18 protein-coding genes are annotated in these 22,405 nt (G+C 67.5%); 9 read left to right on the plus strand and 9 right to left on the minus strand.

All coding sequences use genetic code 11. From position 1 onward, the window contains the following. Positions 1-22: 22 nt before the first annotated feature. The 4 genes from AC1D0A_RS16465 to purB all read right to left on the minus strand — a co-directional run bounded on the left by AC1D0A_RS16465 (position 23) and on the right by purB (position 7,810). Complete coding sequence (locus AC1D0A_RS16465) at positions 23-526, minus strand: GNAT family N-acetyltransferase (RefSeq protein ID WP_043436378.1); 504 nt, start codon at positions 524-526, stop codon at positions 23-25. A 160-nt stretch (positions 527-686) separates the two neighbouring features. Next, positions 687-5,543, minus strand: a complete 4,857-nt coding sequence (locus AC1D0A_RS16470; protein ID WP_476946314.1) for an NAD-glutamate dehydrogenase — start codon at positions 5,541-5,543, stop codon at positions 687-689. A 156-nt stretch (positions 5,544-5,699) separates the two neighbouring features. Further along, positions 5,700-6,371: a histidine phosphatase family protein gene (locus AC1D0A_RS16475; RefSeq protein ID WP_476946315.1), complete on the minus strand. Its 672-nt coding sequence runs from the start codon at positions 6,369-6,371 to the stop codon at positions 5,700-5,702. Further along, positions 6,368-7,810: an adenylosuccinate lyase gene (purB, locus tag AC1D0A_RS16480; protein WP_476946316.1), complete on the minus strand. Its 1,443-nt coding sequence runs from the start codon at positions 7,808-7,810 to the stop codon at positions 6,368-6,370. Before purB ends, AC1D0A_RS16475 begins: the two co-directional genes overlap by 4 nt. A gap of 260 nt (positions 7,811-8,070) precedes the next feature. Here purB and AC1D0A_RS16485 point away from each other — a divergent pair, with 260 nt between their 5' ends. After that, positions 8,071-8,400 carry a hypothetical protein gene (locus AC1D0A_RS16485; protein ID WP_476946317.1) on the plus strand — a complete coding sequence of 110 codons (330 nt, stop codon included), beginning with the start codon at positions 8,071-8,073 and terminating at the stop codon, positions 8,398-8,400. Further along, entirely contained in the window at positions 8,400-9,854 is a 1,455-nt protein-coding gene (locus AC1D0A_RS16490) for a hypothetical protein (protein ID WP_476943112.1), read from the plus strand. Before AC1D0A_RS16485 ends, AC1D0A_RS16490 begins: the two co-directional genes overlap by 1 nt. Here AC1D0A_RS16490 and AC1D0A_RS16495 read toward each other — a convergent pair. Next, positions 9,805-10,191 carry a phage holin family protein gene (locus AC1D0A_RS16495; protein ID WP_028277592.1) on the minus strand — a complete coding sequence of 129 codons (387 nt, stop codon included), beginning with the start codon at positions 10,189-10,191 and terminating at the stop codon, positions 9,805-9,807. The genes AC1D0A_RS16490 and AC1D0A_RS16495 overlap by 50 nt on opposite strands. 128 nt (positions 10,192-10,319) lie before the next feature. Between AC1D0A_RS16495 and AC1D0A_RS16500 the strand changes: the two genes are divergently transcribed. From AC1D0A_RS16500 to AC1D0A_RS16515, 4 genes are all read left to right on the plus strand, one after another. Then, entirely contained in the window at positions 10,320-11,438 is a 1,119-nt protein-coding gene (locus AC1D0A_RS16500; protein ID WP_243178078.1) for a histidinol-phosphate transaminase, read from the plus strand. Between the two features lie 147 nt (positions 11,439-11,585). Further along, entirely contained in the window at positions 11,586-12,866 is a 1,281-nt protein-coding gene (gene pdhA, locus AC1D0A_RS16505) for a pyruvate dehydrogenase (acetyl-transferring) E1 component subunit alpha (protein WP_476946318.1), read from the plus strand. Then, entirely contained in the window at positions 12,866-13,846 is a 981-nt protein-coding gene (locus tag AC1D0A_RS16510; protein WP_243178076.1) for an alpha-ketoacid dehydrogenase subunit beta, read from the plus strand. The genes pdhA and AC1D0A_RS16510 overlap by 1 nt, the downstream gene beginning before the upstream one ends. A gap of 9 nt (positions 13,847-13,855) precedes the next feature. Then, the gene (locus AC1D0A_RS16515) at positions 13,856-15,415 is read left to right on the plus strand and encodes a dihydrolipoamide acetyltransferase family protein (protein ID WP_476946319.1); all 1,560 of its coding nucleotides are present in this window, start codon (positions 13,856-13,858) and stop codon (positions 15,413-15,415) included. 123 nt (positions 15,416-15,538) lie between these two features. Here AC1D0A_RS16515 and AC1D0A_RS16520 read toward each other — a convergent pair whose 3' ends face one another. Beyond that, positions 15,539-15,877 carry a hypothetical protein gene (locus tag AC1D0A_RS16520; protein ID WP_028277587.1) on the minus strand — a complete coding sequence of 113 codons (339 nt, stop codon included), beginning with the start codon at positions 15,875-15,877 and terminating at the stop codon, positions 15,539-15,541. 256 nt (positions 15,878-16,133) lie between these two features. Between AC1D0A_RS16520 and AC1D0A_RS16525 the strand changes: the two genes are divergently transcribed. After that, a complete protein-coding gene (locus AC1D0A_RS16525; protein ID WP_476946320.1) occupies positions 16,134-17,777 on the plus strand; it encodes an AMP-binding protein in 1,644 nt (547 codons plus the stop codon). A 4-nt stretch (positions 17,778-17,781) separates the two neighbouring features. Here AC1D0A_RS16525 and AC1D0A_RS16530 read toward each other — a convergent pair whose 3' ends face one another. The 3 genes from AC1D0A_RS16530 to AC1D0A_RS16540 all read right to left on the minus strand — a co-directional run bounded on the left by AC1D0A_RS16530 (position 17,782) and on the right by AC1D0A_RS16540 (position 20,301). Then, positions 17,782-18,210, minus strand: coding sequence for a universal stress protein (locus AC1D0A_RS16530; protein WP_028277585.1), 429 nt, complete (start codon positions 18,208-18,210; stop codon positions 17,782-17,784). A 106-nt stretch (positions 18,211-18,316) separates the two neighbouring features. Further along, a complete protein-coding gene (locus AC1D0A_RS16535; RefSeq protein WP_028277584.1) occupies positions 18,317-19,609 on the minus strand; it encodes an aminotransferase-like domain-containing protein in 1,293 nt (430 codons plus the stop codon). Between the two features lie 128 nt (positions 19,610-19,737). After that, positions 19,738-20,301, minus strand: a complete 564-nt coding sequence (locus tag AC1D0A_RS16540; protein ID WP_018775397.1) for an NAD(P)H-dependent oxidoreductase — start codon at positions 20,299-20,301, stop codon at positions 19,738-19,740. Between the two features lie 126 nt (positions 20,302-20,427). Between AC1D0A_RS16540 and AC1D0A_RS16545 the strand changes: the two genes are divergently transcribed. Continuing rightward, entirely contained in the window at positions 20,428-21,060 is a 633-nt protein-coding gene (locus tag AC1D0A_RS16545; protein WP_439954086.1) for a TetR/AcrR family transcriptional regulator, read from the plus strand. A gap of 357 nt (positions 21,061-21,417) precedes the next feature. Further along, positions 21,418-22,404 carry an ABC transporter permease gene (locus AC1D0A_RS16550; RefSeq protein ID WP_243178073.1) on the plus strand — a complete coding sequence of 329 codons (987 nt, stop codon included), beginning with the start codon at positions 21,418-21,420 and terminating at the stop codon, positions 22,402-22,404. Position 22,405 lies beyond the last annotated feature (1 nt).

Genomic DNA, 22,405 nt, shown 5'->3' on the forward strand with positions numbered 1-22,405 from the left:
CGGCCCGGGGCGGCGCGCGGCCTCACGCCATGGCGGTGTGCGCGGCGCTGTGCGAATCGATCGGCTTCGCGTAGCAGTACGAGTGCACCAGGCCGACATAAGGCCCGAAGTTCGGCACGGACACGAAGCCGGAGTTCTCGTAGAACTGCCGCCCGTCGGTCTGCACCGAGCCGGCCTCCGCCGTCAGGGTGGTGATTCCCAGCGCGTGGGCGTGGGCTTCGAGGGCCGCGAGGATGGAGCTCGCCACTCCTGAGCCACGGGTGTAGGGCAGTACGTAGAGGCGTTTGATTTCAGCGGTGGTGGCGTCCAGCATGCGAAGGCCGCCGCAGCCCACCGGCTGGCCCGAGGCCTTGTCGTGCGCCACCAGGAACACCGCCGTGTCAGCTTCCGACGGCGGCGGCCCGGGTTCGTGGTCGGGCCGGCCGAAGCGGGCCTCGAGTTCCGCCTGTTGGGCTGCCCTCAGGTCCGCTCCGACGGGGTTTGCCCAAGTGACCTGACGGATGTTGAGCCGCGGGTTGGTCTGCATCACTGCCTCGATTCGCCGAAGTGTTATGCAGTCCAAGGCTAGGCACCAGCGGTTTCGGCTGTGTTTCCTGCCGGTAAGCGTCGCGAGAACTGTGGATGGATGGCAGTGCAGTTGCGGCTTCCGGCTCGACTTTCCGGGTCGACGTGGCGACGGCCACAGCCTAGCGGCGCACCAGTGTCCGCAGGAGTTTCAGCGCCACGGAGATCGAGGCGATATCCACTTGGCCCGGTTTGGTCACTTCCGCGAAGGTGTCCTTGATCCGTGCCAGCTGCTCCTGGTGCCCGCGTTCCCAGGCCACGATGCGCTCCACGGCATCGGACGTGCCGGCGTCGGTGGCATTCAGGCCCTGGGTTGTCGCCATTACCGACACGGTCATGTCGGCTACGGCGGAATACACATCGTCGCGCAGGGCTGCCCGCGCGAGAGACTCCCAGCGGCTCTGCCGGGGCAGGTCGGTGATGCTGAGCAGCAGGTTCGCGGCGCCGATGCGCTGGAACACCGCGTAGTACAGGTCAGCAATAGTGGGGATGGGTTCGCGCACCTGTTCGGAGATTAGGGAGATGTCCAGCAACCCGAAACTCTCCAACAGGTCCGAGGCGCGCAGGCCCAGCTCCCGGGGCATCCCCACGGCGGCCCAGTGCGCGAGTCTGTCTTCCGCGCGGTCCAGGTCGGAGCCGCGGAGGTAGTCCAATGTTTGGGTCCGCAGCAGTTCCAGGGTGGGCATGATCCTGTCCAAGGCCGCGGCAACGGGCTGGTCGCGATGGTCGTGCGTCACGTACCATCGCGTGGCCCGGTCGAGGATCCGGCGCATGTGCAGCGTCGCCTCGGCGACGTGTTCGGTGGGATATCCGGCGGGGAGTGCGGCCAGCCGGGTGACGATCCACGGCAGGTCGTAGGCCTCGCGCGCCACCACAAAGGCCCTGGCAACAGCGGCGGCGGTGGCAGTGGTTTCCTCGGTGGCACGGAAGGCGAAGGTGATTCCGCCGAGATTGATCATGTCGTTGGCCACCACTGTGCACACGATCTGGCGGCGCAGCGGGTGGTCCGCCAGCTCTGCTTCAAAGCGTTCGGACAGCTGGCGTGGAAAGTAGCCGCGGAGCACGCGCCGGAACCACGGGTCATCGGCAAGGTCACTGGCGTTGAGCTCCGCTGCCAGTTCGATCTTTGCGTAGGCGGCCAGCACCGACAGTTCCGGCGCGGTCAGCCCCTCACCTGACCGCAGCCGTTCCCTGAGTTGTTCGTTGCTTGGCAGGCCCTCCAGCTTGCGGTCAAGGTCCGTGGCGTTCTCGAGCCAGTCCATGGTCCGTTCGAAGCCCGGGCTCCATTCCCGCACCAGGTGCCGGTCGTTGAAGAGCAGGACATTCTGGTCCGCGTTATTGGCCAGCACAAGGCGGGCCACCTCGTCGGTGAGGGAATGCAGGAAGCCGGCGCGTTCCGGCGACGACATCTTTCCCGCCGCGATCATCCGGTCCACGAAGATCTTGATGTTTACTTCATGATCCGAGCAGTCCACGCCGGCTGAATTATCGATGGCGTCGGTATTGAGCAGGACGCCGGACAGGGCGGCCTCGATCCGCCCGAGCTGCGTGATTCCGAGGTTCCCGCCCTCGGCGATGATCTTCGCCCGCACTTCATTGCCGTTGACCCTGACGGGGTCGTTCGCCTTGTCGCCAACCCCGGTGCTGGCCTCTGATGACGCCTTGATGTAAGTTCCGATGCCGCCGTTGTACAGCAGGTCCACGGGCGCCCGGAGGATGGCCTGAAGCAGAGCGTGCGGCGGCAGGGACACGGGTCCCGGTTCCAGGCCCAGAGAGCTCCTGACCTGGTCCGTGATGCTGATGGACTTGGCCCGGCGGGAGTGGACACCACCGCCCTCGCTGATCAGTGCTGGATCGTAGTCCGCCCAAGATGAGCGGGGGAGGGCAAAGAGCCGCCGCCGTTCCTCGAACGAGGCCCCCGGATCCGGCGCCGGGTCAAGAAAGATGTGGCGGTGATCGAAAGCCGCCACCAGCCGGATGTGGCGGGAGAGGAGCATTCCGTTCCCAAAGACGTCGCCGCCCATATCGCCGATGCCGGCAACTGTGAAGTCCTCCACCTGGCAGTCCATCCCGAGTTCGCGGAAATGCTGTTTCACCGATTCCCAGGCCCCGCGGGCCGTGATGCCCATCTGCTTATGGTCATAGCCCACGGTCCCGCCGGACGCGAAGGCATCGCCCAGCCAGAAGCCGTACTCCGCGGCCACCGCGTTCGCAGCGTCGGAAAATGACGCTGTTCCCTTGTCCGCCGCCACCACGAGGTAATAGTCGTCGACGTCGTGCCGCACCAGTCGCGCCGGAGGCACCACTGTTTCGCCGTGGGCGGTGGTGACCAGGTTGTCGGTGATGTCCAGCAGCCCGCGGACGAAGGTCCGGTAGCATTCCAGGCCCTCCGTCAGCCAGGCGTCGCGGTCCATGGCCGGGTCCGGCAACTGTTTGGGATAGAAGCCGCCCTTGGCGCCGGTTGGCACTATCACCGAGTTCTTCACGTTCTGCGCCTTGACCAAACCAAGGACCTCAGTGCGGAAATCCTCGCTCCGGTCGGACCAGCGCAGCCCGCCCCTGGCCAGTGCCCCGAAGCGCAGGTGGACGCCTTCCACGCGGGGCGAGTACACCCAGATTTCGTATTTGGGACGGGGAAGCGGGGCGCCAGCGATCGCGGAAGGGTTCAGTTTGAAGCTCAGGTGGGGCTTCGCCTGGAAGTAGTTAGTGCGGAGCGTGGATTCCACCAGGTTCATGAAGGTGCGCAGCAGCCGGTCGGCGTCGAGGACGGGAATGTCGTCGATCGCGGCCAGCAGATCCCTCCGGGCCGCGTCGGTGTCCCCCAACCGGCGTGCCACCTCCAGCTCGGGATCGAACTTGGCCCTGAACAGTGCCAGGAGCGCGTGGGTTGCCCGGACATTGACCAGCAGGGTATCGGCCATGAAGCCGTAGGAGGTCGTTGTGCCCAATTGCTGCAGGTACTTGGCATAGCTGCGCAGGATTGCCGCCTGGCGCCATTCGATGCCCTCCCGGAGGACGAGGCCGTCAAAGCGGTCCGATTCTGAGTCCCCACGCATGGCAGCTCCGAAGGCATCCCCCAGCAGCCCGCTGGTGCGGGACGGATCCACGCCGGCCGGGTAGCGGACGCCAAGGTCATAGAGGAACAAGGCCCGGTCCCTCCCGCGCACCACATCGAAGGGCCGTTGGTTCAGCACCTCCAGTCCGAGGTTGTGGAAGAACGGCAGGATCCGCGTCAGGCTGTGGGCGGTGGTCAGGTAAAGCCGGATCCGGGCGTCTTCGGCCAGCGTCGGGGAGGCATCGGGGCGGACATAAACGGCCAGCTGGGGATCGTTCAGCGGTCGCCCGCCCGTGCCGTCGAGATCGAACCGCTCAAACGTAGTGATGTCCTCGACCGCGTCCTCGACCTCGAAATCAGCCCGGTAGCTGGCCGGGAAGGCGGCGGACCACAGCGCCGACAACCGGCTGGCCTCCGCCGACGGCAACCTGTCACGGAGCGCTTCGTCCAAGCCCTGGGCCCACGTCCGCGTTGCGCTGACAACGCTCCGCTCCACTTCAGCGGGATCGACGTCGGGCATCCCGCCGGCGGGCAACAGTATCCGGAAGAACACGCGGGCCATCGGGGATTCACTAAGCCTGACTTCGAACTCGAGCGAGGAGGACCCGAAAGCCTGTTTAAGCTCGTGTTCAATCCGGAGGCGGACGGCCGTGCTGTACCTGGCCCGGGGGAGGAACACCAGCGCGGTCATGAAGCGCCCGTAGCTGTCAGCGCGCAGGAACACCCGTGTCTGGTGGTGGGCCTGCAGGCGCAGAATCTCCCGGGCAAGCCCGGAAAGTTCATCCAGGTCCCGGTGGAACAGCTCGTCCAGGGGGAAGGACTCGAGGACGGTGAGGAGCTGCTTGCCAGGGTGGGAGGCCTCGGTGAAGCCGAAGCGCTCCTGGATGGCGCGTACCTTGTCCCGGATGAGCGGGATGCGCCGCACGGACCGGCCCGTGGCGCCCGGGGCGAAAAGGCCCACAAACCTGACTTCTCCCGTGGCCTTCCCGGCGCTACCGAAGGTCCGGACGAGGATTTCATCCAAGTAAGCCGGACGGGGGACGGATGATCTCAGATCCGAAATGGAGATGGTGAGGACCTGCGAATGGGGCAGCCCCGTAACAGGCTGGCGGGCCTCCGGCCGCCCGTCCCTGAGCAGGCCCAGCCCCGCGCCGGGCAGCAACGACACAACATCCGGGCCCTCCGCCGTCGAGTATTCATATTCGCTGTATCCCAGAAACATGAAGTTGCCGCGGTCCAGCCAGCCCAGGAGCTCACCGAGCTGCTCCGGAGTCGGAACCGTGCCGGCGGGCAGCAGGTCCAGGGAGTTGATGGTGCGGGCGAGACGGGCGTGGATGGCTGGGGTGTCATCAGCGACCAACTGGACGTCCGCCAGGACACGCCGCACGTTGGCGGTGAGCTCCGCGATGGCCCGTGACCCCGGCAGGCGGCCTATCTCTGCCGCCACCCACGTTTCGGATCTCCACCCCGGCGGGTCCTGGACCGTGCCGGTCGCCGCGGCGCCCGGGACGCCAGCAATTGGGCCCGTCGGTCCGGACTGCGAGGACCCATGCCGTACCTCCACCAACCGATCAGTCCGCGGATCCCGCCGCACCAGAAAATTGGGATGCACCAGTAACCGGATGGACTCGTTTTGGCGGGCCAGCTCCGCAGTAAGCGAATGGATCAGGTGCGGGATGGCGTCGGCAACCACCAGCAGGACGCTGGCGTCGCTTTCGTTCAGGATGTCGACGGCCGCCGTGCCCGCCGGACGGCCGTCCGCTAGTTCCGCATGGTGCCTGGAGCGCTGCTCCAGGTTTTCGGGACTGTAGCCTTGGAGGTCCTCCGGCGCAGCGTGCTCGTAGTACGCCGCGAGGAACTGTTCATCGAAGCCGGGGAAAACGCGGCCGGGCGCATGCCCCCGGTGTACCGATTTGCGTGACATGCCCCTGCGCCTCCACTGCGCGGGCTCAACCGCATGCCGCGGCCGACCATCCTGTCCCCACGCCTGTTTTCATCATCGCCGCGTTCCCGTGAGGAGTCCAGACCCGGTACGTCCCGCCGGGACGGCCTGTACGCCCGCCGGGGACGGACGGGCCCGCTATGCCGGACGGCCGGTGGGATCCTCCGCCGTCGGATCCGCCAGTGCCAGTCCGCCCACGGGACTGTCGTCCCAGTGGATGAGTTCCCAGCCGTTGGCGGGATCGCCTTCCAGCGCCACGATTCCGGTGTTGTCCAGCACGTGCCTGATGGCAAAGTCCGGTTCGATGTTGTCCGCCCGCAGGCCGGCCCAGACCCGGATGGCTGCGCCGTGGCTGACCACGGCCACGGATCCTGAGCCCCCCGCCCCATTTGTCCGTGCCGCTATTTTGGCGATCGCGGCGTCGTAGCGCTCAAAGAAGTCCCGGCCGCTGGGACCGGCAGGCATCCGGCGGTCCAGCTCGCCGTCCGCCCACGAAGAAATGATGCCGATGTACCGCTTGTGCGATTCGTGGTCCGTGCGCTTTTCCAGCGACCCGGCCTCGATCTCGTGAAGGCCCTCCAGCACCTCGGTTTCCAGCCCGTGCACCCGGGCGAGCGGTGCCGCTGTGATCTGCGTCCGAACCAGGGTGGAGGCGTACAGGGCAAGGATCCGCTCGTTCGCCAAGGCGCGGGACAACGTCTCGGCCTGACGCTCGCCGAGTTCGGTCAGCCCGGGCCCCGGGTGCGCAGTGTCCAGCTGGCCCAGCACATTGCCGGGCGTCTGGCCGTGCCGGATGAGCAGAAGCCTCATTTGAGGTGGTCCACCAGCTGGTCCGCGATGCCCGTGTACTTGCCCGGGGTCAGCGCCAGCAGGCGGGCTTCAGCGTCGGCGGACAGGCCGAGGCTCTGGACGAATTCCTGCATCCGGGCGGCATCCACGCGCTGTCCGCGGGTCAGGTCCTTGAGCCGTTCGTACGGGTTTTCCATGCCGTCGACGCCGGCGATGGCCTCGGCGCGCATAACCATCTGGATGGCCTCGCCCAGGACTTCCCAGTTGGTGTCAAGGTCCGCGGCCAGCACGTCCTCGGCAACCTTGAGCCGGTCCAGGCCCTTGGCAACGTTCGAGACGGCGAGCAGCGAGTGGCCGAACGCCACACCGATGTTGCGCTGCGAGGAGGAGTCGGTGAGATCGCGCTGCCAGCGGGAGGTGACCAGGGTGGAGCCGAGGACGTCCAGCAGGCCAGAGGAGATCTCAAGGTTGGCCTCGGCGTTTTCGAAACGGATCGGGTTCACCTTGTGCGGCATGGTTGAGGAGCCCGTGGCGCCTGCCACCGGGATCTGCACGAAGTACCCGATCGAGATGTAGCTCCAGATGTCGGTGCAGACGTTGTGCAGGATGCGGTTGAAACGCGCGACGTCGGCATAGAGTTCGGCCTGCCAGTCGTGGCTTTCGATCTGGGTGGTCAGCGGGTTCCAGGTCAGGCCGAGGCCTTCGACGAAGCCCTTGGCGACCTGCTCCCAGTCGGCGCCCGGGACGGAGGCGACGTGGGCGGCGTAGGTGCCGGTGGCGCCGTTGATCTTGCCGAGGTATTCGGTGCGGGCGATCCGGTCCAGCTGCCGGTTGAGCCGGTGCGCGATGACGGCCAGTTCCTTGCCCAGCGTGGTGGGCGTGGCGGGCTGGCCGTGGGTGCGGGAGAGCATCGGCACGGCGCGGTTGTCCCCGGCCATGGCGCTGATCTGGGCGACGAGGGCGCGGGCCGCAGGCAGCCACACATCCTCCACGGCCCCCTTGATGCCCAGGGCGTAGGAGAGGTTGTTGATGTCTTCCGAGGTGCAGCCGAAGTGCACCATGGCGGTCAGCCGGTCGATTCCGATGCCGGGCAGCCGGCGGCCGATGTAGTACTCCACGGCCTTGACGTCGTGGACCGTAACGGCCTCGATCTCTGCCAGTTCGGTGACGGAGGCGGCGTCGAACTCCGTGACGATCGCACGCAGTTGCTCCTGTTGTTCCGCCGTGAGCGGCCCGGCGCCGGGCAGGACGCTGTTGCCGGTCAGGTGGATCAGCCACTCGACCTCAACAGCCACGCGGTCGCGGTTCAGGGCGGCCTCGGAAAGGTAGTCGACCAGCGGCGCGACGGCGGACTGGTAGCGGCCATCCAGCGGGCCGAGCGCGATCTGGTGGTCGGACGCGGCGAGGGCCAGGCGTCCGGACGGCGTGCGGGTATCAGCTGTGGCGGCAGTTTCAGGCATATGGCGATTCTTTCACGAAGTGCCGCCGGGCCTTAAGCGCCCCCGTCCTTGTGACATTGCCGGATGACATGGCCGGCTGGCAGGTCCTGGCGGTCCGGGACGTTGTCCACATAGCCGGGCGGCTCTCTTCAGCGGGCACGGGCCAGCCCGCTAGCGTCGGTTCATGGGCAGCTGGATGAGGCAGATCACCGGGATGAGGCTGGGATGAGGCCGGGATGAGGCCGGTCAGCAGCGGCATGCCACCGGGACCCGGGGGCAGTGTGGCAGTGCAGGACATGGCGGTGCAGGACATGGCGGTTCTTGGCGTGGCGGCCGCCGACGCCCTCGAGTGCGCTTCGCGCAGTTATGAAGTCCAGCAGTTCGCTGCGCGCGTTGCGCGGTGCGCCGATGAGGCTGATGCGGTGCTCGCCGCCCTCGCCCGCCTTGAGCTGCAGTCGTGGCAGTCACCGGCCGGCCGCGCCTACCGTGTGGCCTTGTCCCTGCACGCGGCCGCGCTGCACCGGAGCCGGGACGCGCTGCTCGATGCTGTTGCCGTGGTGCTCCGGCACGCCCGGAACGTGGCGCAGCCCGCGGACCGGATGGGACCCTGATGGCCGAGTCGAGTCCGGCGGGCTCCGGCGGCAGCCCCGGGGTTTCCGCGCCGCCGCGCGACGGCAGCCTGCTCATCCGGGGCGGAATCGGCGGGGTGAGCTTCCAGTTCGAGGAGCTGCTGGCGGGTGCCGCGGCACTGGACGGGCTGGTCCGGCAGCTGCAAATGGTTGAGGTGGAGGCCGACACCGTCCGGCGCGCACTCTTTCCCTATCAGTCCGACTCCTACACCAGCGGCAGCAACGCCATCATTGCTGTGGGGGAGGCCGGCCGGGACGTCGGACGCGTCCGGTCCCAGCTTCAGCGGATCGGCGACGACGTCCGCGCCAGTCACCGCGAATACGAATATGCCGAAGCCCGGAATGCCCTGCTGCTGCGGATGGGACTGCACGGCTCCGAGTACGGCGCAGCACCGGAGCCCTTCGCCCTGCCCGGGGTGCGCGGCACTGTTGAAGGCTGGGTCGCCATGGCGCCCCGGAATCTCGCCGTGCTGCTTGGCCTGCCCTGGCCCCTGGCCGCCGTAGCCAGCGCCCTGGCCGGGCCCGCTGACATCCGCCGCCTGGTGCGGGACGCCTCGGAAGCGCCGGGGCTCGTGTTCCTCAAGCCCCGCCCCGTCAGCATCGTGGGCCGGGAGAGGTTTACGGCCGACGTCGACCTCTCACCGGCCGGGCTGCTGCGGCGGGCCGGGGCAGTGGGAGAGCAGGGCGGCCGGATCGAGGTTATCGAGGTCGACGGCGGATCCCGGCCCGCGTGGGTGGTGATCATCCCCGGAACCCAGCAGGGCGCCCTGCCGGAAGGCACCAACCCCTTCGACCCTGCCGGAATCGCCGAGGCCCTGGGCTATGACTCGGCGTCGACGGCGCAGGCCATCAGGGAGGCGCTGCGGCAGGCCGGGGCCGAGGCCGGCGATCAGCTCGTGGCCGTCGGCTACAGCCAGGGCGGGATCCACGCGATGAATCTCAGCAAGGACCGCGCTGTCCTGGCCGAGTATGACCTCAAGTTCGTGCTGACCGCGGGCTCCCCGGTGGGCGGGATCAGACCCGCGCCGGGGATCCGCAGCCTGCACCTGGAACATGAGCAGGACTGGGTGCCGGGGGCGGACGGACTGGCGAACCCGGACACCAGGGACCGGGTGACCGTGACCCTCACCAACCCGCTGGCGGTGCCGCCACCACAGGACTTCGGCCTGGGCCCCGGGCACCGGCTGGAGAATTACGCCGACGGGGCCGCGCTCGTCTCCGCGAGCCGGGACAACACCCTGCAGGACTCCACGGCCGCCCTGGCCGCAGTGGTGGGGACTGGCGGGGCGGCGACGGTGACCCGGTTCTCGCTCCGGCGCGAGGCCCGGCCGGCACCGCGGGCAACCCCCGCAACCCCTCCGGGACCGCAGCGCAGCCCGGGCGCCCCTAGCGATCGAGGGCGGGAAGGAAGCTCGCCACGAGGGACACCAGGCTGATGATGATGGCGGCAAACACGGCGGTCCAGAAGAACGAGTCGATGGTGAAGTGCACAGTGGTGTAGCTGCTGATCCAGGACGTCAGGTAGAGCATCGCCGCGTTGATGACCACGGTGAACAGGCCCAGGGTGAGGATAGTGATCGGCAGCGACAGGAGGCTGACAATAGGCTTGACGAAGGCATTCACCAGACCGAAGATCAGGCCGATGAACAGGTACCCCAAGATGATGCTGATGGTGCCGTCACTCTGGGTGGAAATATCCAGCCCGGTGAGGATCCAGCAGGCGATTGCAAGGGCCAGCCCGTTGATGATGACTCGTACGATGATTGAGCGCATGGCCCCATGCTGTCATACGCCCGGCGGCGACGGCAGGGACCATATTCCCCATGTCAGCAACGGCTATCCCCTACGGACAGCAATCAGCTCCCGCAACTGCGGCAGCGACCCGAAGTAGGCTAGTTGGCATGACTTCATCAGAGAATCCGGCCGGGGGCATCAGGCCCCGTCCGGTGGTAGACCTCCTCCCCCGCTACGCGGCCGGAAAACCCCCCGTCCCCGTGGAAGGCCTGACCAGCTACAAGCTGTCCTCCAACGAGAACCCGTTGCCCCCGATCCCTGCAGTGCAGCAGGCCATCGCGGCGCAGACCGATTTCAACCGCTACCCCGATCCGCTCAGCAGCAGGCTGCGTGAAGCGCTCGCCCGCTTCCTGGATGTGCCCGCCGAGGACATCGTCACGGGCGCCGGCAGCCTGGGCGCCCTGAACCAGCTGCTGACCACCTTCGCCGGCCAGAACGACGACGGCAAGGCCGACGAGGTCATCTACGCCTGGCGCTCGTTCGAGGCCTACCCAATCTGCGTCGGACTGGCCGGCGCCGAGAGCGTCCGGATCCCGCTGACATCCGACGGGCGGCATGACCTGGACGCCATGGCCGCCGCGGTGACTGCGCGGACCCGGATGATCCTGCTGTGCACGCCCAACAACCCCACCGGACCCATCCTGACGGCCGAGGAAACGGAGCGCTTCATCCACGCCGTTCCGGCCGACGTCGTGGTGGTCATTGACGAGGCCTACCAGGAATTCGTGCGCGCCGGCGACGCCGTGGACGGCATCGCCATGTACCGCAAGTACCCCAACGTCGTCGTCCTGCGGACCTTCTCAAAAGCGCACGGCCTCGCCGGACTCCGCGTGGGCTACAGCGTCTCCCGGCCCGAACTGACGCAGCACCTGCGCGTCAGTGCTACCCCCTTCGCCGTGTCCCAGATCGCGGAAACGGCGGCCGTCACGTCGCTCGAGCACTTCGCCGATGTTGTAGAAAGGGTACAAAGCCTGGTGGACGAACGGGACCGGGTCGCGGCGGGACTGCGTGAGCTCGGGTGGTTCGTCCCGGAGGCCCAGGGCAACTTTGTTTGGCTCAATCTGGGCGAAAACAGCGCGGAATTTGCCGCCCTGGCGGCGGAACGGGCGCTGTCCGTACGGGCCTTCGGCAACGAGGGCGTCCGCGTCAGCATCGGCGAAACGGAAGCCAACACCCGTTTCCTGAAGCTCTGTGCGATCTATACAAAACCGCCGCGGCGTTCCTAGCGCTTAACACTGCGCGCTCAGGCCGCCCCGTGCGGATAAAGTAAGGACCAGTAAGCCAAAATATATGCCGGGCCTGGAATGTATTCCCGGCCCGGCATATATCCCAGCGATTGCGGCGCATTCGGATGCGGCAAGCAAGGAGACGGTATGGGCGCCACACATCTGCCCTCTACCGAGTTCGACGGAACCGGGATGGATGACCAGCTCGAAGCGGAGGCCGAGGCCCAACTGGGTGCCCCGGCCGAGCCGATGGTGCAGTTACTGGACCCGGACGGCACCCTGGGCTCGGACCCGGTTTTCTCAAAATACGCCGAGAAGCTGGACCCGGACACCCTGCGCGGCTTCTACGCGGATATGGCCAAGATCCGCCGCTTCGACGTGGAAGCCACCGCCCTGCAGCGGCAGGGCCAGCTGGCCCTGTGGGTCCCGCTCACCGGGCAGGAAGCTGCCCAGATCGGCTCCGGACGGGCCAGCCAGCCGCAGGACTACATCTTCCCCACCTACCGCGAGCACGGCGTGGCCCTGACGCGGAACGTGGACCTGGCCGAGCTGCTGCGCCAGTTCCGGGGCGTCTCCAACGGCGGCTGGAACCCGAAGGACACGAACTTCCACCTCTACACGCTGGTCCTGGCCGCCCAGACCCCGCACGCCGTCGGGTACGCCATGGGCATCCAGCGGGACCAGAAACTGGCGGCCGCCAACGCCGTCGCCAGCGTGGAAGCGGGACAGGCCGTGGAGCCGAACGCCGCCGTCATGGTGTACTTCGGCGACGGCGCCAGCTCCGAAGGGGACGTCCATGAATCCATGGTGTTCGCCGCTTCCTACCAGGCGCCCGTGGTCTTCTTCTGCCAGAACAACCACTGGGCCATCTCCGTGCCAAGCTCCGTGCAGACCCGCATCCCGCTCGCCAACCGCGCCAAAGGCTACGGCTTCCCCGGCATCAGGGTGGACGGCAATGACGTGATCGCCGTCCACGCCGTCACGGAATGGGCGCTGGAGCGGGCCCGCGAGGGCCATGGTCCCGTACTCATCGAGGCGTTCACGTACCGGGTCGGGGCGCACACCACGGCCGATGACCCCACCAAATACCGCGAATCCGCCGAAGAAAGCCTGTGGCGTGCCAAGGACCCGCTGGCGCGGCTGGAGAAGTATCTCCGGGCCCAGGGCCTCGCGGATGACAGCTTCTTCGAGCAGGTCAAGGCCGACGGCGACGAGCTCGCCGCCTATGTCCGCAAGACCACCCACGACCTTGAAACCCCGGACATCCGGACCGCCTTCGCCAACACCTATGTGGAGGCCCACCCGCTGGTGGCCGAGGAACTGGCTTGGTTCGAGGAATACAGCGCGGGGTTCGCCGATGAGGCGTCCGCCGAAGAGGCGTCCGCCGATGAGGCAGATAGAGTCCAGACAGACAGGGCGGCCCGCTGATGACCACCATGACCATTGCGAAAGCCATCAATGAGGGCCTGCGGGCCACGTTGAACAACAACCCCCGCTCGCTGCTGATGGGCGAGGACATCGGGGCCCTTGGCGGCGTCTACCGGGTCACCGACGGGCTGATCGCCGAATTCGGCGCCGACCGCGTGGTGGATACCCCGCTGGCCGAATCCGGCATTATCGGGACCGCGATCGGCCTCTCCCTGCGCGGCTACCAGCCGGTCTGCGAGATCCAGTTCGACGGTTTCGTGTTCCCGGGGTTCAACCAGATCACCACCCAGCTGGCCAAGATGCACTCGCGCAGCAACGGCAACCTGACCGTTCCCGTCGTCATCCGGATCCCGTATGGCGGCGGCATCGGCTCCATTGAACACCATTCCGAATCGCCGGAGGCACTGTTCGCCCACACCGCCGGGTTGCGCATCATCACCCCCTCCAATCCGCACGATGCCTACTGGATGATCCAGCAGGCCGTCGACTGCCAGGATCCCGTGATCGTCTTCGAGCCCAAGCGCCGCTACTGGCTCAAGGGTGAGGTCGACACCGAGACCCCGGGCGCGTCCGCGGACCCCTTCAAGGCGCATGTGCTCCGCGAGGGCACCGACGCGACCGTCGTCGTCTACGGCCCGCTGGTGCCCGTGGCCCTCGCCGCCGCCGAGGCCGCCGCCGAGGACGGCCACAGCGTCGAGGTGATCGATCTCCGTTCGATCTCGCCGATCGACTTCGACACCGTCACGGCCTCGGTCCGGAAAACCGGCCGGCTGGTCGTGGCCCATGAGGCCCCCACATTCGGCGGCATCGGCGGCGAAATCGCCGCGCGGATCAGCGAGCGGGCGTTCCATTCACTGGAGGCCCCCGTCATCCGCGTTGGGGGATTCCATATGCCGTATCCCGTGGCCAAGGTCGAAGAAGACTACCTGCCGGACATCGACCGCATCCTTGAGGCGCTGGACCGCGCCCTGGCGTACTGACGAGGACCCATGACGCTCAACAAGTTCAACCTTCCCGACGTCGGCGAAGGGCTGACGGAGGCCGAAATCGTCGCCTGGAAGGTCAAGGCCGGCGATACCGTGGCCGTCAACGACGTCCTGTGCGAGATCGAGACGGCCAAATCCCTGGTGGAACTGCCCTCACCGTTCGCCGGAACCGTCACGGAACTGCTGGTGCCCGAGGGCGTCACGGTGGATGTCGGCACGCCGATCATCAGCGTGAGCGACGCTGTCGACGCCCCGGCGCCTGCCGCCGCGGCACCCGCCCCGGCGCCTGTGGCACAGAAGCAGGCTGCCGGCCAGGAACAGGCTTCCGCCGCGCCCATGTACGGCACGCTTCCGGCTGATGACTCCGACGCCGGCGAACCAGCCGGGCGTCCGGCCGGCGGGCCGCTGGTGGGCTCCGGTCCCAAGGCAGACGCCGTCAAGCGCCGGCGGCGGATTTCCGCCCCTGCGGCCGCCGGCCACGAAGCCCCGTCCGCGGCGCCCACCACCGGCGCTGCCGCCCCGGTGGTGGAGCGGGCGGGGGTGGAGGCCCACGACATATGGATCAACCCGGACGCGGCCAGCAGTCCTGCCGACGCGGCCCCAGGCCCCGCCGGCCCTGTCGAGGCGCGCCCCACCTTCGGCGGTGCCATCAGCGGGCTGGTCGGCAAGGTGCTGGCCAAGCCGCCGGTCCGCAAGATCGCCCGGGACCTCGGGATCAACCTGGCCGACGTCGTGCCTACCGGCGCCCGCGGTGAAGTGACCCGCGAGGACCTGGTGAGCTACCAGGCCCAGCGGGACGCCGAGGTGGACAAGGCGGACTCGTTCTGGGGCAAGTCCGGCCGCCCGCAGGACCAGCGGATCGAGCGGATCCCGGTCAAGGGAGTCCGCAAAGCCACCGCGAAGGCCATGGTCGAATCCGCGTTTGCCGCGCCTCACGTCAGCATCTTTGTCGACGTCGATGCCAGCCGCACCATGGAATTCGTCAAGCGCCTCAAGGCCTCCCGCGACTTCGAAGGCATCAAGGTCTCCCCGCTGCTGATCCTGGCCAAGGCGGTCATTTGGGCCGCGGCGCGAAACCCGAGTGTCAACGCGACGTGGGTGGACAACCCGGACGGCAGCGATTCCGCGGAGATCCACGTCAAGCACTTCATGAACCTGGGCATCGCGGCCGCCACGCCCCGCGGGCTGATGGTGCCGAACATCAAGAACGCCCAGGACCTCTCGCTCAAGCAGCTGGCCCTGGCCCTGAACGAGCTCGCCACCACGGCGCGGGCCGGCAAGACCCAGCCTGCCCAGATGCGCGGCGGAACGCTCACCGTGACCAACATCGGCGCCCTCGGGATCGACACCGGAACGCCGATCATCAACCCGGGCGAGGTCGCGATCGTGGCGTTCGGCACCATCAAGCAAAAGCCCTGGGTCCTGGACGGCGAAGTCATTCCGCGCTGGATCACCACCCTCGGCGGCTCCTTCGACCACCGCGTGGTGGACGGCGACCTTTCGGCCCGCTTCATGGCCGACGTCGCCGCCATCCTGGAAGAGCCGGCCCTGCTCCTGGACTAGCCGGCGAAACCGGCCACGAAACCGCAGAACCCCGCCGCTGAACCTTTCAGCGGCGGGGTTTCTCAGTGTTGGGGTTTCTCAGTGTTGCGGTTTCTCAGTGGCGGGCAGCCTGGCCCGGGCCGCTCAGTTTCCCGAGTATGCGGTCAGGATCTGGACCAGCGCGGGATCGCCGCTCATGCCGGCGAGGGCGACCGAGGCGGCAAACATCAGGCCCGCGAGCCCCGCGCAGCACGCGCTGATTCCCGTCAGGAACTTCCAGTCCTCCCGCAACACGCTGCGCACGGTGTCGGGCATGCGCAGTCCCGGGGCAATCAGGTTGGGTGCGCTGTCCGTCGATCCGTCGTCCAGGAATGCGACAACGCGACCGGCGCCGCGGTCCACGCGCATGGCGCTGATGTGGTTCCCGTGCCGGGCCAGAAGGATGTCGTGGCCAACCAGCTGGCGGCGCTGAAGAGTGATCATGGGGCTCCCTTGGTAGGTGGGTTCTCGGACGTCCGCACCATCGCAGGGCACCTCCCATTTTACTGAGCCGGTCCGCGCCGGGCGGCCCGCTGGGCGGTGAGGCTGCCCACGACAGAGGGTGATCCTCATCAAGTCCGGACACAGCCGCGACCGGACACAGCCAAGTCCGCGCCCTCCTGTCCCGCGGCTACGCCCGGCACTAGAGTGGCACCAGCCGCCGACAGCCCGGGCGGAAGCGGATCAAAGGAGATGTTGCGTGTTTTCAAGCCCGTACCCCGACGTCGATGTTCCCAACCTCGGCATTTACGACTACCTCTTCGGCGCTCTGGCAGAGGAGGACCTGGACCGGGTCGCCGTCGTCGATGGCGCCAGCGGTGCGGAGACCACCTACCGGGCGCTGCGCGGGCAGATCGACGCCCTCGCCGGTGCCGTCGCCGCCCAGGGCCTGGGTGTGCACGGCGTGGCCGCCATCCTGTGTCCCAACGTCCCCGCCTTTGCGACCGTCTTCCACGGCCTGCTCCGGGCAGGCGCGACGGTCACCACCATCAACGCCCTGTACACGGCGGACGAGATCGCCACCCAGCTCACCGACGCCGGCGCGGACTGGCTCTTCACCGTATCGGCGCTGCTGCCGGCCGCCCGGGAGGCCGCCGAAAGGACCGGGATTCCTGCCTCACGGCTCGTGGTGCTCGACGGCGCCGACGGCCACCCCTCGCTGGCCGACTTGCTCGCCATGGGCGCACCGGCACCCCGCGTCTCGTTCGATCCCGCCACGCATGTGGCCGTGCTGCCCTACTCCTCCGGCACCACCGGCCGGCCGAAGGGGGTCATGCTCAGCCACCGCAACCTCGTCGCCAACGTGGAACAGGCCAGAGGTCTGCTCGACGTCGGCCCCGAAGACCGGGTCCTGGCGCTGCTCCCGTTTTTCCACATCTACGGGCTGACCGTGCTGCTGAACCTCGCGCTGCGCCAGCGGGCCAGGCTTGTGACCATGCCCCGGTTCGACCTGCCCGAGTTCCTGCGGATCATCCAGGACCACCGGTGCAGCTACCTGTTCATCGCGCCTCCCGTGGCCGTGGCGCTGTCCAAGCACCCGCTCGTTGCCGAGTACGACCTCGGCTCGGTGCACACCACCCTTTCCGGCGCGGCGCCGCTGGACGGCGAACTTGGCAAGCGCCTGGCCGAACGCCTCGGCTGCCAGGTCCTGCAGGGCTACGGCATGACCGAGATGAGCCCGGTATCGCACCTCATTCCGCGCCAAAGTCGCGATGGGCTCAGGGTCCCCGTCAGTTCCGTGGGGTACACGGTGCCGAACATGCAGTGCCGCCTCGTGGACCCGGCCACGGGGGAGGAGATCCCGGTTCCCGCGGAAGGGACCAGCGCGCCGGGGCACCTGTTGTGCCGCGGGCCGAACGTGATGCTCGGCTACCTCAACCGGCCCCAGGAAACCGCGGACACCCTGGACGAGGACGGCTTCCTGCGCACGGGGGACATCGCCACGGTGCGGGCGGACGGAGTGGTGACGGTCGTGGACCGGCTCAAGGAACTGATCAAGTACAACGGCTACCAGATCGCCCCGGCGGAACTGGAGGCGCTGCTCCTCACCCACCCCGGCATCGCCGACTCCGCGGTGGTCGGCTCCCTCGACGCCGACGGCCAGGAGGTGCCCAAGGCGTTCGTGGTCCGCCAGCCGGGCGCGGACGGCGATGCCTTGGACGTGGCGGGCGTCATGGACTTCGTGGCGGGCCGGGTGGCGCCGTTCAAGAAAGTCCGACAGGTCGAGTTCATCGAGGCCGTGCCGAAATCCGCCTCAGGAAAAATCCTGCGGCGGATGCTTGGGTCTGCAGGTTCAGACAACGGCCAAGCCGCCGTGCCGGCAGCGGCACCGAAGAAGCAGTAGCGCCTCAGTCGGCGTCGGTTTTGGCGATGTAGACGTCACAGGGGGCGTTGTGGGCCACGCTGTTCGCAACGCTCCCCAAGACCCGGCCGATTCCGCTCATGCGCCGGTTGCCGACCACGATCATCAAGGCATGGGTCCGTTCGGCTTCCCGGATCAGGGCCTCGGCCGGCTTGCCCCGCGCGGCGGCGTACGTGACGGTGATGTCCGGGCGGCGAAGGCCTTCCGCGACCGAGCGCGCAACCGTTTCCGCATTGCCGGCGTCGGAAACGATCCACTGGTCACTGCCGCTGCCGAAGACCTGTGTCTTGTCGCTGTCAAAGGCGCTGACCACATGAAGTGTCGCCCCCACGGAAACTGCGAGGTCGCGCGCGGTGTGCGCCGCCCGCAGTGCAGTTTCACTGCCGTCGACGCCGACAACGATTATTCCGGTCATGGACCGCTCCTCTTTCAACGAGTAATGCTGTTTAGTGTGCCTGGCCGATCAACTGGCCCCAGCGCGCCCCAGTCGAGGCCCCGCGTGGATCCTGCCGGTGTTCACGCTACAGGGCGGCCAGGGCTTCCCGCAGGACCGGCGCGAGCCGCCGCACACCCTCGCGGATCGATTCGGGCGGCACCGCGCTGAACGCCAGCCGGATCTTGTTCGACGGGTCGTCCGAGTTTGTAAAGGCCGCTCCCGGAATGAAGACGACGCCGGCGTCGATGGCCTTCCTTAGCAGCGGGTAAGTATCCACGCCGTCGGGCAGCGTAACCCACACGAAGAAGCCGCCTTCAGGGCGCGTCCAGGTCAGTCCCTCCGGCATGTATTCGGCCAAGGCGGCCAGCATTGCCTCGCAACGTTCCTGGTACAGCCCCCGATACGTCTCGATCTGGCCGCGCCAGTCGTAGTCGCGCAGATAGGCCGACACCAGCATCTGGTTCAGCGTCGGCGGGCACAGGGTGACGGCCTCCGACGCCAGGTAGTACCTGCGCTGCAGGTGGGCCGGGACCAGGGCCCAGCCGATCCGCAGGCCCGGGGCGAAGATCTTGGAAAAGGACCCCATGTAGATGACGTCATCCGGGTTGGCCGCCCGGAGGGGGATGAGCGGCTTGCCGTCGAAGCGGAGCAGGCCGTAAGGGTTGTCCTCCAGCACCAGAATATTCGCGCGACGGCATATATCCACCACGGATTGCCGGCGTTCCGCGGACAGGGTGATGCCGGACGGGTTGTTGAAGCTGGGAATGGTATAGAGGAACTTGACGTTCTTGCCCGCGGTCTGGAGGGCCGCGATCTTTGCCTCCAGCAGATCAGGGATGATGCCGTCACCGTCCATCGGCACCGTTTCGACCTCCACCTGGTAGGCCTCGAAGGTGTTGAGGGCCCCGACATAGGTGGGGTCCTCGACGAGGACCACGTCGCCCGGATTGCAGAAAACCTTGGTGGCCACATCCTGCGCGGACTGCGAGCCGGCCGTGATGACGATGTTCGCGGGGTCGGCGTCCAGGATCCCCTCTGCCGCCATGACCTCGCAGATCTGGATGCGGAGCTCTTCAGTGCCTTGGCCGCCGCCGTACTGCAGGGCGGTCATCCCCTGCTCGGCTATGATCTTCGCGGCGGTCTGGCCCAGGCGTTCCAGCGGCAGGGACTGCAGGTAGGGGCTGCCCCCGGCGAGGGAGACGAGGCCGGGGCGCATCGAGATGTCGAAGACATCCCGGACCGCCGACTGCTTGATATTTGCTGCGCGCTCCGAGAACAGGATCTCGTGGCGGTGGGCGGACGTAGCCGCACGTTCGATTGCGTCAATGGCCTCGGCCGGAAGTACTGCTGCGGCGGCATCAAGTGTTTCGTGGGTCACAAACCCAAGGATACTACCCGTGTTGTCTTGGGGGAAACGATTGTTTCCAGAGAATGCCAGGGCTGAAAGCGACGGGATGCTCCGGGGGCCCCGGGAGGTATCTGGCGCGGAGTGCGGGGTGCGGTAGCTTACGCCGCTTCCGCAGCGGGAGCCTCGGCCAGTGCGTCGAACACGCCCTTGATCTGCTCGACAACTTCGGCGTCGTCCTTGGGATGGACCTCGGCGAAGCGGACCATCGAGCCCGGGACTGCCAGCTTGACGTTTTCGAGGACCTGGGCGCCGGCGATGCCGACGGCCTTGCGGGCCTCGTCCTGGGCCCATACGCCGCCGAACTGGCCAAAGGCGGTTCCGACAACCGCGGTGGGCTTGCCGGAGAGGGCGCCTGCGCCGAAGGGGCGGGACAGCCAGTCGATGGCGTTCTTCAGCGATGCCGGGACGGTGCCGTTATGCTCCGGCGTAACCAGCAGGATGGTGTCGGCCTCGTTGGCGGCGGCCCGCAGGGCGGCGGCGGCCGCGGGCACCTGGCCTTCGACGTCGATGTCCTCGTTGTAGAAGGGGATGTTGCCCAGGCTCTCGTGAATGACCACGTCCACCTGTTCCGGGGCGTTGAGCGCGATGGCCTCGGCCAGCTGCAGGTTGGTGGAGCCGGCGCGAAGGCTGCCGACGAGAGTGAGGATGGTCTTCTTGGACATGTGTACTCCTGTGCATCACGCCGCGGGGTGATTCCGGCGGCTGGTGGATCGTGAGGCTTTGGGGGCCTTCACCCATGCTAAACGGACTGCGGTCCGGTTATATTCCGGGGCGCTAGAATCAGCGGTGTGAGCCTCATCCCGATCCGTCCCGGTGCCCAGTCCGGGGCAGGGCGCCCCGCCGCGCCCGCCGCAGAATCAGCGCGCAGCGACGCGATGCGCAACAGGGAGCTCCTGCTCTGCGCCGCCCGGGAAATCGTTGAGGAATCCAGCGTCGACGCCCTCACCATGGACCGGCTGGCGCAGCGCGCCGGAGTTGGAAAAGGGACGGTCTTCCGGCGGTTCGGCAGCCGTGCCGGGCTGATGATGGCGCTCCTTAGCGACGCCGAGGCCGAATTTCAGGGCCGGTTCATGTTTGGTCCGCCCCCGGTAGGTCCCGGCGCGCCGCCCCTGGAGCGGCTGATCGCCGTGGGCGCCGCCCGCATTGACTGGATCCTGGAATTCGGGGAGCTGGCGCGGGCCGCCGACGCCTCGGTCTACAACAGGTTCGATGTCCCGCCGGCCGTGCTCTGGCGCCGTCATCTCGAGATGCTGCTGCGCGAAGCCGGCGTGACGGCGGACCCGTGGGTCATGGCGTCGGCCCTCGGGGCGTCGCTGGAGCCGGAACTGCTGCTCCATTCCGTCGGCGTGCACGGGATTGCGCCGGAGCGCCTTGCGGACACCTGGCGGGAGCTTGTCACGCGCGTAGTGTGCGGCCACTAGCGGCGCAGCCGGTTCCGTGGGCCAAATCCATTCCACGGAGTTATTCATAACGATCTGTAGTGAAGCAGCCGTGTCGCGGCCCGTGAGAGCCCGGCGGAGCCCGGCTAATGTGATAGCTTCCTCTGGAATGTGACCCGCAACATAGCCCACAAGGGCTCAGCCGCAAGGCATGCGGGCGGCCGGAAACCAGCTGGCCCATACTCCCGAACCGGCCGCGGAACCCGCTGCCGGATGGGGACGACGGAAGGATCGACGTTGTGAATAATCTTGTCCCTGGCACAGTTGGGCCCGCCCGTGCGGCCGCAGCCGTGACGCGCGGATCTGCTCAGGCAACGGCGATCCAGAACTAGCCGCTCCATGCTTCGATATCTCGCCAAACGTGCGCTCACGTATGTCTTCATGATCTTCCTGACCACCAGCGCCGGCTATCTCCTGGCTGTGAGCACGCTGCAGCCGGCGCTGCTGGAGCAGGAGCGGATTCCGCGGCCCACGCCCGAGCAGGTGGTCAATTCCTTCCGGCTCAAGGGGCTCGATCCCACCCTCAACCCGTGGGAGCGCTACGTCGACTGGCTCACCGGCATTCTCACCCGCTGGGACTGGGGACGGAGCCCCAACGGCGCCTTCATCAACGCCGAGTTCGGCGACCGGGTCTGGATCTCAACCCGGCTCTTCCTGGCCTCGATCATCCTGACCCTCGTGATCGGCGTCGCCCTCGGCGTCTTCACCGCAGCCCGCCAGTACAAGGCCTCGGACCGGGCCATCACCTCGTACAGCTACCTCATGTACATCGTCCCCGCACCGATCGCCTACTTCCTGGTGCAGCTGGGCGCCATCAACATCAACGAGTCGGTCGGGGAGCGGGTCTTCTTTGTCACCGGCATCTCCACCCCGGGTCTGGACGGCGACGGCTGGGCCCAGTTCGTCGACATGCTCGCCCACTACGCCGTGCCCACGTTCGCCATCACAATTGTGGGCTGGGGCGCGTACCAGATCGCCCAGCGCCAGTATCTGCTGGACAACGTCAACGCCGACTTCGTCAGGACGGCGCGGGCCAAGGGCCTGACCCGCAACCAGGCCATCAGCCGGCACGCCCTGCGGGTGTCCTTCATCCCCGTGGCGCAGAGCATTGCGTTCACTATCCCGGCCATCTTCGCCGGCGGCTTCTTCGCCGAGAAAATCTTCGCCTGGCACGGCGTCGGGTCCTGGTCCATTGACTCGATCGCCCTGCAGGACGTCAACGCGGCCACCGCGACCCTCGCCTACGGCTCCGTCATCTTCGCGGTCGGAGCGATCCTCGCCGACTTCGCCACCACGCTCGTGGACCCGAGAGTGCGGGTGCAGTAAT

This window comes from Arthrobacter sp. P1_D4 (assembly GCF_056406115.1).